An 11849-nucleotide genomic window follows, 5' to 3' on the forward strand; every position below is an offset into this window, starting at 1 on the left:
CGGGGGACACTCCCGGTAGGCCCGTCCGCCCGGGAGGTCGCCATGCCGATACGGTCCGAGGGCGCCGGCAAGGTCGCGCCGGACCCCGTCCACCATCCGCTGTTCGCGCGCTGCTACGCCCGCGCCGCGGTGGCCGCGGAGACCAGGCTGGGCATGGCGGGGGTGCGGGAGCGGCTGCTGACCGGGCTCTCCGGGCGGGTCCTGGAGATCGGCGCGGGCAACGGGCTGAACTTCGCCCGCTACCCGGGCACGGTCGCGGAGGTCGTCGCCATCGAGCCGGAGCGGCTGCTGCGGCAGCGGGCGGTGGAGGCGGCCCTGCGCGCCGAGGTCCCGGTGGACGTGGTGCCGGGGTGCGCGGAGGCGCTGCCGGTCAAGAGCGAGGCCTTCGACGCCGTGGTGCTCTGCCTGGTGCTGTGCAGCGTGCGCGATGTGCCCCGGGCGCTCGGCGAGGTCCGCCGGGTGCTGCGGCCGGGCGGCGAGGCGCGGTTCCTCGAGCACGGCAGGGGCGGCGGCCGGGCGATGGGGCTGACCCAGCGCGCCCTGGACCGCACGGTGTGGCCGCTGCTGAGCGGCGGCTGCCATCTGGCCCGCGATCCGGTGGCCGCGCTGCGGGAGGCCGGCTTCGCGCTCGGGCCCTACCGGCGGGTGCTCCTGCCGGAGAAGGGGCCGGCCCTGCCCAGCTCGTACTGCTCAGTGGGTACGGCGTGGCGGCCGGAGTCCGGTGACTCGATGACCCGGTGACCGAGGAGCCGGAGAGCCGGTGAGTGGCTGACCCGGTGACTTCACAGGCTCCACTGCCGGAGTTCCTCCGCGATGTCGTGCACCGAGGCCTCACCGCTCTTGACCAGCCGGGCCAGGTCGCGGACCTGCTCGGGCGAGGTGACCACCTTCAGGCCGCTGGCGACCAGGTAGGCGTAGGCGACCGCGGAGGCGAACAGGGCGTTGGAACGCTCCAGCGCGGGCACGTGGACGAGGAGTTGCAGCAGCGCGGCGGCGCGCGCGTGCGGGGTGTCGTAGACGGGGACGTCGAAGATCTCGGCCCGGTGCCGTGCCACCGCCGCGACCAGCGCGCCCCAGTCGGTGACCTGCGGGTCCCCGGGCGTCATCCGTTCGGCGAGCATGAGCAGCCAGGCGAGGTCGATCCTGAGATCGTTCAAGGGATCAGCGCCGGCCTTCGCCCCGGTGTCCGCGGCTACCCTCGCGGTGGGTGCCGAACTCCTCGGCGAAGACCGCCTCGTAGCTCTTCATGAAGTCGGCGGCGGCCTCCACGAAGGTGCGGCCCGCCTCGCCGGTGTCCTGGCGGACCAGCTCCTCGATGTAGCGGTTGACGCTCATGCCCCGGGCCAGGGCGCGTTCGCGGGCGGCGCGGGCGGTGCCCTCGTCGACTCTCACGTTCAGCTGGGTCTTCGCCATGCCTCGACGCTAGCGCGTGACCGCTAGCATGGGCAAGGGCTGTCCCGGCGTGCCGCCCCCCGGGTGGAGGGTGCCCCTTACACGGACCGCGAAGTGCCTGCCCGGGGGTGGAGACGCGGCTCGGCCCAACGGGGGATACCGGCTGTGGACCTGGTCACACTAGGCTCGGCCGGGGACAAGGCAGTCATGTGCCAGGACGTACAGGGACGCAGGACCATCGAGGAGGCCGTCGTGTCCACACCTGCTGCTGCGACGCCGGGCAGGCCGCTGGCCGAGGGCACCGCGGCCCGCGCCCGCGGGCTGACCAAGGCGTACGGGTCGGGCGAGACCACCGTGCTCGCACTGGACTCGGTGGACGTCGACATCGCGCGCGGCCGCTTCACGACGGTCATGGGCCCGTCCGGTTCCGGCAAGTCCACCCTGATGCACTGCCTGGCGGGGCTCGACACGGTCTCGGCCGGACAGGTGTGGATCGGCGACACGGAGATCACGGGGCTGAAGGACCGTGAGCTGACCCGGCTGCGCCGGGACCGGATCGGCTTCATGTTCCAGTCGTTCAACCTCATTCCGACGCTCAACGCGCTGGAGAACATCACCCTGCCGATGGACATCGCCGGCAGGAAGCCCGACGAGGAGTGGCTGGACCGGGTGATCGACACGCTCGGGCTGCGCGACCGGCTCAAGCACCGGCCGTCCCAGCTGTCCGGCGGCCAGCAGCAACGCGTGGCCTGCGCGCGGGCGCTCGCCTCCCGGCCCGAGCTGATCTTCGCCGACGAGCCGACCGGAAACCTCGACTCGCGGTCCGGTCTCGAGGTGCTCGGCTTCCTGCGCGAGGCCGTCGACTCCCTCGGCCAGACGGTCGTCATGGTCACCCACGACCCGGGCGCCGCCGCCCACTCCGACCTGGTGCTCTACCTCGCGGACGGCCGGATCGTGGACGAGATGGAACACCCGACGGCCGAGGCCGTACTGGAGCGGATGCGCCTGTTCGCGGGCGCGCAGACCCCGGCCGGCGGCGACGACGGCGGTCCGGGGAACGCCGGGGGGCCGGGGCACGCCGGGGGGCCGGCCGGTTCCGGCCGAACCGCCCCTGTCCGACGGGTCGACGGCGCTCCCCGCACCCCCCGCATCCCCGGCAGCACACGGCCCTCGCGTCCCGGCGCGGCCGGTGACCGGTTCGTGGAGGACGGGCCGCGCGGCACCGACGGCGACGGCGCCGCCGTAGAGGAGGCCTGAGCCGGTGCTCAGGGCGACGCTGCGCAGCTTCCTCGCCCACAAGGGGCGTCTGCTGCTCTCCGCCCTGGCGGTCGTGCTGTCCGTGGCGTTCGTCGCGGGCAGCCTGATCTTCTCGGACACCGTCGCCCGCACCTTCGACCGCCTCTTCGCCTCGACCGCCGCCGATGTCACCGTGGCGCCCCGGCAGGACCTCAAGTCCCCCATCCGCACGGGCGCGGTGCAGACCCTGCCGGCCTCGCTGGCCGCCCGCCTGGCCAAGGTGGACGGCGTCGCCGCGAGCCGGGTGAACGTCCTCGTGGAGAACGTCACGGTGGTCGACGACAGGAACCAGCCGGTCGGACCGACCACCGGGGCCCCGACCATCGCGTCCAACTGGCAGGCCACCGCCCGCAGCCCGGTCCGGCTGACCTCGGGCCACGCCCCGCACGGCGACGGCGAGGCGGTCCTGGACGCCGACACGGCCCGGCACAAGGGCGTGCGGATCGGCGACCGGCTGGCCGTGCAGGCGCCGACCGGGACGTTCCCGGTGCGCGTCAGCGGCATCGCGACCTTCACCACCACCAACCCGGGCTCGGCACGGATCTTCCTCGACACCCCGACCGCGCAGAGCCGCCTGCTCGGCTCCGCGGACCGCGCGACGAGCATCTCCCTCGACGCGGTGAAGGGCGTCAGCGACGCCGCACTCAAGCGCCGCGTGGGCGCGGCGATCGGCACCGGCGGCTACGACCTGAGGACGGCGGGCGAGCAGGCCAAGTCGGCCGCCGCCGACCTCGGCGGCTTCCTCAAGGTCATCAAGTACGTGATGCTCGGCTTCGCCGGGATCGCCGTCCTCGTCGGCGTCTTCCTCATCGTCAACACCTTCTCCATGCTGATCGCCCAGCGCACCCGTGAGCTGGGCCTGCTGCGCGCCCTGGGCGCGGACCGGCGTCAGGTGCGGCGGTCGGTGCTGACCGAGGCGGTCCTGCTCGGCCTGGTCGGGTCCACGCTGGGCCTGGCGGCGGGCATCGGCCTGGCGGCCGGGCTGATCAGGCTGCTGAGCGCCTTCGGCATGAATCTGACGGCCACCGAGATGGTCATCGGCTGGAGCACACCGGTCGCGGCGTACGTCGTCGGTGTCGGGGTCACCTTCGTGGCGGCCTATCTGCCGGCCCGCCGCGCCGCCGGTGTGTCGCCGATGGCGGCCCTCGCGGACGCGGAAGTCGCCGGTGCGGGGCGCCCGTTGCGGGTGCGCGCGGTGGCGGGCGCGGCCCTCGGGGCCGTGGGCCTGGCCGCGCTCGGGGGCTGCGCCGCGGCGACCAGGACCGCGACGGCCGCCTCCCTGCTGGGCGTCGGCGTGGTCCTCACCCTGGTCGCGACCGTCGTGGCCGGGCCGCTGCTGGTGCGCCCGCTGATCCGGGTGCTGGGCGGCGCCTTCCCCGCGCTGTTCGGCCCCATCGGGCGGATGAGCCAGCGCAACGCCCTGCGCAATCCCCGCCGGACCGGCGCCACCGCGGCCGCCCTGATGGTGGGGCTGGCCCTGGTGGGCGGCATGTCGGTGGCCAGCGCCTCGATGACCCGTTCCTTCGACCGGCAGATCGACAAGACGCTGGGCGCCGACTTCGTGGTGCAGAACCGCAACTTCGTGCCCTTCCCGGCGGAGGTCACCGGCAAGGTGCGCGGCACCCCGGGCGCGGGGCTCGTCGTACGGCAGCGGCTCGCCGCGATCGCCGTACGGCTGCCGGACGGCAAGCGCGTCGAGACGGCGGCCTCCGGATACGACCCGCGACTCGACTCGGTCGCGCACATCAAGTACGCGGCAGGGAACACGGCGGCGGCACTGGCCGACGGGCATCTCGCCATGGACGCCGGCTTCGCGCGCAAGCACGGGGTGCGCGTGGGCACCGTGGTGCCCGCCGAGTTCCAGGGCGGCCGCCGGGCCGCGCTGAGGGTCGGCGCCCTGACCGACCAGGAGGCGGCCGAGGGGTTCGGCGTGCAGGGCGGCCTCTTCTTCGGCATCGGCACGGTCGACAAGTACGTGCCCGGCACCGAGGACGCCGCGCTGTACGTCAACGCGGCCCCGGGCACGGGCGCCGGCGAGCTGCGCTCCCGCCTGGAGCGGTCCCTCGCCCCGTATCCGAACGTGCAGGTGCGCGACCAGGCCGACTACAAGAAGCTGGTGCACGATCAGATCGCGGTGCTGCTGTACCTCGTCTACGCCCTGCTGGGGCTGGCGATCGTCATCGCCGTCCTCGGCGTGGTGAACACCCTGGCCCTGTCGGTGGTGGAGCGCACCCGCGAGATCGGCCTGCTGCGGGCCATCGGGCTGGCCAGGCGGCAGCTGCGGCGGATGATCCGGCTGGAGTCGGTGGTGATCGCGGTCTTCGGCGCGGTCCTGGGCCTGGCGCTCGGCCTGGTCTGGGGCGTGAGCATGCAGCAGGTCCTGGCCCTCCAGGGCATGACGGCGCTGGCGATCCCGTGGGGCACGATCGTGGCGGTCGTCGTCGGCGCCGCGGTGGTCGGCATCGTCGCGGCCCTGCTGCCCGCCCTGAGAGCCTCCCGGATGAACGTCCTGGCGGCCATCGCCCACGAGTGACCGCCTGCCGCGCCCGGGCCGCGGCGCGCGGCCCGTTCCGGATGCCGGAATCCCGCCCGCCGGCCGCCGTTTCCTGGTGGGATCGCCGCATGATCGATCTGCGGATACGGGCTGCCACCTGCGAAGACGTCGACGGTGTACTGGCCTTCTGGAAGACGGCCGCCGAAGGCACGAGCATCAGTGACGACCGGGAGGGCGTGGAGCGGCTGGTCGCCCGCGACCCGGGGGCGCTGCTGCTGGCCGAGGAGGCCGGTGAGCCGGTCGGCACGGTGATCGCGGGCTTCGACGGCTGGCGGTGCCATCTGTACCGGCTGGCGGTGCGTCCGGACCGCCGGCGGCTGGGCATCGGCTCGGCGCTGCTCGCCGCGGCCGAGGAGCGTTTCGTGCGGCTGGGCGGACGGCGGGCGGACGCCATGGTGCTGACCCGCAACGAGCGCGCGCACCACGCCTGGCGGGCCGCGGGATACGGGTCCGAGGAGCACTGGAGGCGCTGGGTGAAGCCGCTGGCGCGGTGAGCCCGGGGGGCCGGCCGGTACCGGATCGGCCGGCATTTCCCAATTCCTTTGCCCATCCTTTACCATTGAAGGATCACTCGGTTCTGCATGAAAGGTTGTGAGCGTCCGCCCATGGGCGAGCCTCCCAGTGCGCGACATCGCGCGAACTCCCCCGTCCGGGCCAACCATGGGATGGGGGTGACCCGATGACCGAAGTGCTCCTGCTGCTGGTGGCCGTCCTGCTGTCCGTGACCTGCGGCGCGTTCGTCGCGGCCGAGTTCTCGCTGACCACCGTGGACCGCGGCTCCCTCGAGCGGGCGGCCGAGCGCGGCGAGCGGGGCGCGGCCGGCGCCCTGAAAGCCGCACGGAACCTGACGTTCCAGCTCTCCGGCGCCCAGCTCGGCATCACCGTCACCAACCTGGTGGTCGGCATGCTCGCCGAGCCCTCGATCGCCAAGCTGATCGCGGGGCCCCTCCAGGCGCTCGGACTGTCCGGGTCCACCGCGACCTCGGTGGCGCTCGTCCTCGGCACGGCGCTGTCCACGGTGTTCCTGATGGTGGTCGGCGAACTGGTCCCGAAGAACTGGGCGATCTCCTCGCCGCTCGCTGTGGCCCGGCGGGTCGCCACCCCGCAGCGGTGGTTCAGCGCGGCCTTCCGCCCCTTCATCACCCATCTCAACAACACGGCCAACCGCGTGGTGCGCCGGCTCGGTGTGGAGCCCGCCGAGGAGCTGGCCTCCGCCCGCGGCCCCCAGGAGCTGGCGGCGCTCGCCCGGCACTCGGCGAAGAAGGGCGCCCTGGAGGCGGACACCGCCGAGCTGTTCGTGCGGACGCTGAACCTCGCCGACCTGACCGCGGAGAACGTGATGACCCCGCGCGTCCAGGTGGTCGCCCTTGAGGCGCAGGCCACCTGCGAGGACGTGGCGAACGCGACCCGGGCGACGGGCCTGTCCCGGTTCCCCGTCTACCGCGGCAGCCTCGACGCGGTGGTCGGCACCGCCCACGTCAAGGACGTGCTGGCCCTGTCCGCCGAGCGGCGTCCACGGGTCCGGGTCTCCGAGATCATGCGCGAGCCGCTGCTCGTGCCGGAGTCGCTCACGGTCGACCGGCTGCTGGACCGGCTGTCCGGCCGCCGCACGATGGCCGTCGTGATCGACGAGTACGGCGGCACGGCGGGGGTCGCCACACTGGAGGACATCGTCGAGGAGGTCGTCGGCGAGGTGCGCGACGAGCACGACCCGCACGAGACACCCGACCTCGCCCCGGCCGGGGCCGACACCGAGGGCCGTGCCCTGTACTCGGCCGACGGCTCCGCGCGCATCGACCAGCTCGCGCGCGTCGGACTGCGGGTCCCGGAGGGTCCGTACGAGACGCTCGCGGGCCTGGTCGCCACCGAGCTGGGCCGGATACCCGCGGCCGGTGACGTGCTCCAGGTGGGCGGCTGGCGGCTGGACGTGGTGGACGCGGGCGGCCGCCGGGCCGCGCGCGTGCTGCTGCACGCGCCGCTCGACGACGAGCCGTCCCGAGCCGATCGGCGCGACGGACGACGCGGCAGGCATGCCGACGAGGAGAGGAAGGCCGGCCGGTGACCGCGGTACAGATCCTGATCGGCCTGGCGACCCTCGTCGTCAACGGCTTCTTCGTGGGCGCGGAGTTCGCCCTGATCTCCGTGCGCCGCAGCCAGATCGAACCCTACGCGGAGGCGGGCGACCGGCGTGCGAAAAGCGTGCTGTGGGGCCTGGAGCACGTCTCCGCGCTGCTCGCCGCCGCCCAGCTCGGCATCACCCTGTGCACGCTGGTGCTCGGCGTGGTCGCCGAACCCGCGATCGCGCACCTGCTGGAGCCGGTGTTCCACGCGGTCGGCATGCCGGCGAGCGCCGGGCACGCGGTGTCGTTCGTGATCGCGCTGGCGCTGGCGACGTATCTGCACATGCTGCTCGGCGAGATGGTGCCGAAGAACATCTCGCTGGCGGAACCGGTGCGCAGCGCGCTGCTGCTCGGCCCGCCGCTGGTCGGGCTGTCCCGCGCCCTGCGCCCGGTGATCTTCACGGTCAACGCGTTCGCGAACGGGCTGCTGAAGCTGTTGCGGGTGGAGGCCAAGAACGAGGTGTCCGCGACCTTCACCGACACGGAGCTGGCCGAGATCGTCAAGGACGCCAGCGAGGCCGGGCTCATCGACGACAGGGCGCAGGAGCGGCTGCACGACGCGCTGGAGCTCGGCAGCCGGCCCGTGCGCGACGTGGTGCTCCCGCTGGAGCGGGTCGTCTACGCACGTCTCGGGGTCACCCCGGAGCAGCTGGAGCGGCTGTCGGCCGACTCCGGCTTCTCCCGCTTCCCCGTGGTCGACGAGGGCCGCCGGATCATCGGCTACCTGCACGTGAAGGACGCGCTGGACGCCTCCCCGCGCAACGAGCCGTTCCGGCTGCGCGACATGCGGCCCATCGCGCGGGTCCGCGAAGGCACACCGCTGGACGACGTGCTCACCGCCATGCGCGGCAGCCGCACCCACCTCGCGGCCGTCCTCGGCGCGGACGGCCGGCTGTCGGGCCTGGTCACCATGGAGGACGTGCTGCGAGAGCTGTTCGGCCAGCCCGTCTGACCCGTCGCCCGGGAAGAACCGACCGCTTGGTATGCGAGCGGCCGGGCGGGATACCATCGCTCTCGCCATGCAGACGAATCCCGCATATTCCAGCCTGGTCGCGGTCGGCGACTCCTTCACCGAGGGCATGTCGGACCTGCTGCCCGACGGCTCCTACCGCGGCTGGGCCGACCTCCTCGCGGCGCGGATGGCCGCCCGTGAGCCCGGCTTCCGGTACGCCAACCTGGCCGTGCGCGGCAAGCTGATCGGGCAGATCGTCGACGAGCAGGTCGACGTGGCGGCGGCCATGCGGGCCGACGTGGTCACGCTGGTGGGCGGGCTCAACGACACCCTGCGGCCCAAGTGCGACATGGGCCGGGTCAGGGACCTGCTGACCGAGGCGGTGGAACGGCTGGCGCCGTCGTGCGAACGGCTCGTGCTCATGCGCAGCCCGGGCCGGCAGGGGCCCGTGCTGGAGCGCTTCCGGCCGCGTATGGAGCAGCTGTTCGCCTACGTCGACGAGCTGGCCGGGCGGCACGGGGCGACCGTCGTCGACCTGTACGGCGCCCCGTCGCTGGCCGACCCCCGCCTGTGGGACGTGGACCGCCTGCACCTGACGGCGGAGGGCCACCGCAGGGTCGCGGAGGCGGTGTGGCAGGCCCTCGGGTACGAGCCCGAGGACACCGAGTGGCGTACGCCCATGGCCGCGACCGCGCCGCCGAACTGGGTCAGCCGCCGTGTCGCGGACGCCCGCTTCGCCCGGCAGCACCTGCTGCCGTGGATAGGCAGGCGGCTGACCGGACGCTCCTCCGGCGACGGCCGCCCGGCCAAGCGGCCCGAACTGCTGCCGTACGGCGACGCCGGTGAGCTCTCCGGGCTCTCGTAGGTTCCGACGAACAACCCCGCGGCGCTGGCCTGCACGAATCGCCAGTAAACTCGGTGCACGTGACTGCTGCGCCCGCAAAGCCCCGTATCCCGAACGTCCTCGCCGGACGCTACGCCTCCGCCGAACTCGCCACGCTCTGGTCGCCCGAGCAGAAGGTGAGGCTGGAGCGGCAGCTCTGGCTCGCCGTGCTGCGCGCCCAGAAGGATCTCGGGATCGAGGTGCCGGACGCGGCGATCGCCGACTACGAGCGCGTCCTCGACACCGTCGACCTGGCCTCCATCGCCGAGCGCGAGAAGGTCACGCGGCACGACGTGAAGGCGCGGATCGAGGAGTTCAACGACCTCGCCGGGCACGAGCACGTGCACAAGGGCATGACCTCCCGCGACCTGACGGAGAACGTCGAGCAGCTGCAGATCCGGCTCTCGCTGGAGCTGGTGCGCGACCGCACGGTGGCCGTACTGGCCCGCCTGGGCAGGCTCGCCGCCGAGTACGGCGAGCTGGTCATGGCCGGCCGCTCGCACAACGTGGCCGCGCAGGCCACCACCCTCGGCAAGCGCTTCGCCACCGCGGCCGACGAACTGCTCGTCGCCCACGGCCGGGTGGAGGAGCTGCTGGGCCGCTACCCGCTGCGCGGCATCAAGGGCCCGGTCGGCACCGCGCAGGACATGCTGGACCTGCTGGGCGGCGACGCCGCGAAGCTCGCCGAGCTGGAGCGGCGCATCGCCGGTCACCTGGGCTTCTCGCAGGCGTTCACCTCGGTCGGCCAGGTCTACCCGCGCTCCCTGGACTACGAGGTCGTCACCGCGCTGGTGCAGCTGGCGGCCGCTCCCTCCTCGCTGGCGAAGACGATCCGCCTGATGGCCGGGCACGAGCTGGTCACCGAGGGCTTCAAGCCCGGCCAGGTCGGCTCCTCGGCCATGCCGCACAAGATGAACACCCGCTCCTGCGAGCGCGTCAACGGCCTGATGGTCATCCTGCGCGGCTACGCCTCCATGACCGGCGAGCTGGCGGGCGACCAGTGGAACGAGGGCGACGTGTCCTGCTCGGTGGTGCGCCGGGTCGCGCTGCCGGACGCGTTCTTCGCGCTGGACGGCCTGCTGGAGACGTTCCTGACCGTTCTCGACGAGTTCGGCGCCTTCCCGGCCGTCATCGCCCGTGAGCTGGACCGCTACCTTCCGTTCCTCGCCACCACCAAGGTGCTGATGGGCGCGGTGCGGGCAGGGGTCGGCCGCGAGGTCGCCCACGAGGCGATCAAGGAGAACGCCGTCGCCACCGCGCTGGCGATGCGGGAGCGGGGCGCCGAGCGCAACGACCTGCTCGACAAGCTCGCCGCCGACGATCGCCTCCCCCTCGACGGCGCGCAGCTCCAGGCGCTGATGGCGGACAAGCTGTCCTTCACCGGCGCGGCCGCCGACCAGGTCGGCGCGGTCGTCGCGCGCGTCGAGGAGATCGTGAAGCAGCACCCGGAGGCCGCCGCCTACGCTCCCGGGGCGATCCTCTGACCCGCTTCACCCGCGCGGAACTCGAGGCCGCCCGCGACCGCCCGATACCGGACGTGGTCGCGGCCGGCCTGCGCGTGCTGTTCTGCGGCATCAACCCCGGTCTGATGTCGGCCGCCACCGGCCACCACTTCGCCCGCCCCGGCAACCGCTTCTGGCCGGTGCTGCACCGGTCGGGGTTCACGCCCAGGCTGCTCAGGCCGGCGGAGCAGGACGAGCTCGTGTCGTACGGGCTCGGCATCACGAACGTCGTGGCGCGGCCCACCGCCCGGGCCGACGAGCTGACGCCCGAGGAGTACCGGGAGGGCGGCCGGGCGCTGGCCCTGAAGGTGGCGCACTGGCGGCCCCGGTGGCTGGCCGTGGTCGGAGTGACCGCGTACCGCGCGGCCTTCGACGACCGCAAGGCTCAGGTCGGGCCGCAGGAGCGGACGATCGGCGCCACGCGGGTGTGGGTGCTGCCCAACCCGAGCGGGCTGAACGCCCATTGGACGGCCGAGACGATGGCGGAGGAGTTCGCGCGGCTGCGGGCCGCGGCGGAGGCCGGCTGACACGGGCCGCCACTGGTCACGGCGGGTCCGGGTCACGGGGGGTCCGGGTCACGGCGGGTCCGGGTCACGGCGGGTCCGGGTCACGGCGGGTCCGGGTCACGGGGGGTCCGGGTCACGGGGGGCCGGGTCACGGGGGGTCCGGGTCACGGGGGGTCCGGGTCACGGCGGGTCCATGTCGGTGACGACCGCGAGGAGTTGTATCTCGTCGGCGCGGTCGCGGTCGGCCACGCCGACCGCCAGCCAGCGGCCCGTCTCGTCCGGCCCCCACAGGTTCAGCTCGTCCGTGCGCAGGCTGAGGTCCGACCAGGGCTCGGGTATCGCCTCGCCGCGCGCACGGCGGACTCTGAGCGTGAGCATGCCCCAGGGCTCCTGCCGCTCGCCCATGCGGGCGTCCAGCGCCTGGGAAAGGGCCTCCTTCAGGGCGTGGAAGTCGTCCGCGGCTCCCGCGCGCCGCTCCGCGCAGTCCAGCCGCAGACCGTGGCTCGCCTCCAACTCGGCCAGGAAATAGCGGGGTCCGCCCACCACGAGGTCCGACCGGCCGCGCTCCGCCGGGAACTCCCGGGCGCGCAGCCGGTCGATCACGGCGAGGTACTCGGCGATGTCCATGCGTTCCAGTAAACCGG

12 protein-coding genes are annotated in these 11849 nt (G+C 73.6%); 9 read left to right on the top strand and 3 right to left on the bottom strand.

Annotation, left to right across the window (positions count from 1 at the left end; translation table 11 throughout):
• Positions 1 to 42: 42 nt before the first annotated feature.
• On the top strand, positions 43 to 741 hold the full coding sequence (locus tag IE217_RS07420; RefSeq protein ID WP_190176914.1) for a class I SAM-dependent methyltransferase: 699 nt from the start codon (positions 43 to 45) through the stop codon (positions 739 to 741).
• 41 nt (positions 742 to 782) lie between these two features.
• On the opposite strand, the gene IE217_RS07425 is transcribed toward IE217_RS07420, so the two are convergent.
• Together IE217_RS07425 and IE217_RS07430 are read right to left on the bottom strand one after the other, a co-directional pair.
• A complete protein-coding gene (locus IE217_RS07425) occupies positions 783 to 1157 on the bottom strand; it encodes a fic family toxin-antitoxin system, toxin component (protein ID WP_190176915.1) in 375 nt (124 codons plus the stop codon).
• Between the two features lie 4 nt (positions 1158 to 1161).
• Positions 1162 to 1413, bottom strand: coding sequence for an antitoxin (locus IE217_RS07430; protein ID WP_190176916.1), 252 nt, complete (start codon positions 1411 to 1413; stop codon positions 1162 to 1164).
• A gap of 231 nt (positions 1414 to 1644) precedes the next feature.
• Here IE217_RS07430 and IE217_RS07435 point away from each other — a divergent pair, with 231 nt between their 5' ends.
• The 8 genes from IE217_RS07435 (at position 1645) to mug (ending at position 11226) form a co-directional block, all read left to right on the top strand.
• On the top strand, positions 1645 to 2649 hold the full coding sequence (locus tag IE217_RS07435) for an ABC transporter ATP-binding protein (protein WP_229865097.1): 1005 nt from the start codon (positions 1645 to 1647) through the stop codon (positions 2647 to 2649).
• 4 nt (positions 2650 to 2653) lie between these two features.
• Entirely contained in the window at positions 2654 to 5221 is a 2568-nt protein-coding gene (locus IE217_RS07440) for an ABC transporter permease (RefSeq protein WP_190176917.1), read from the top strand.
• An 89-nt stretch (positions 5222 to 5310) separates the two neighbouring features.
• Complete coding sequence (locus tag IE217_RS07445; protein WP_190176918.1) at positions 5311 to 5736, top strand: GNAT family N-acetyltransferase; 426 nt, start codon at positions 5311 to 5313, stop codon at positions 5734 to 5736.
• A gap of 185 nt (positions 5737 to 5921) precedes the next feature.
• Positions 5922 to 7304: a hemolysin family protein gene (locus IE217_RS07450; RefSeq protein ID WP_190176919.1), complete on the top strand. Its 1383-nt coding sequence runs from the start codon at positions 5922 to 5924 to the stop codon at positions 7302 to 7304.
• Positions 7301 to 8314 (top strand): hemolysin family protein, encoded by a 1014-nt coding sequence (locus IE217_RS07455; protein WP_190176920.1) that lies wholly within the window; start codon positions 7301 to 7303, stop codon positions 8312 to 8314. The genes IE217_RS07450 and IE217_RS07455 overlap by 4 nt, the downstream gene beginning before the upstream one ends.
• 67 nt (positions 8315 to 8381) lie before the next feature.
• The gene (locus IE217_RS07460; RefSeq protein ID WP_190176921.1) at positions 8382 to 9179 is read left to right on the top strand and encodes an SGNH/GDSL hydrolase family protein; all 798 of its coding nucleotides are present in this window, start codon (positions 8382 to 8384) and stop codon (positions 9177 to 9179) included.
• Positions 9180 to 9238: 59 nt separating this feature from the next.
• Positions 9239 to 10681: an adenylosuccinate lyase gene (gene purB / locus IE217_RS07465; protein ID WP_190176922.1), complete on the top strand. Its 1443-nt coding sequence runs from the start codon at positions 9239 to 9241 to the stop codon at positions 10679 to 10681.
• Between the two features lie 44 nt (positions 10682 to 10725).
• The gene (gene mug, locus IE217_RS07470) at positions 10726 to 11226 is read left to right on the top strand and encodes a G/U mismatch-specific DNA glycosylase (RefSeq protein ID WP_229865098.1); all 501 of its coding nucleotides are present in this window, start codon (positions 10726 to 10728) and stop codon (positions 11224 to 11226) included.
• A 159-nt stretch (positions 11227 to 11385) separates the two neighbouring features.
• On the opposite strand, the gene IE217_RS07475 is transcribed toward mug, so the two are convergent.
• Positions 11386 to 11832: a hypothetical protein gene (locus IE217_RS07475; protein ID WP_190176923.1), complete on the bottom strand. Its 447-nt coding sequence runs from the start codon at positions 11830 to 11832 to the stop codon at positions 11386 to 11388.
• Between the last annotated feature and the right edge of the window lie 17 nt (positions 11833 to 11849).

Source organism: Streptomyces naganishii JCM 4654, assembly GCF_014650575.1.
In the GTDB taxonomy this organism is placed as follows: domain Bacteria; phylum Actinomycetota; class Actinomycetes; order Streptomycetales; family Streptomycetaceae; genus Streptomyces; species Streptomyces naganishii.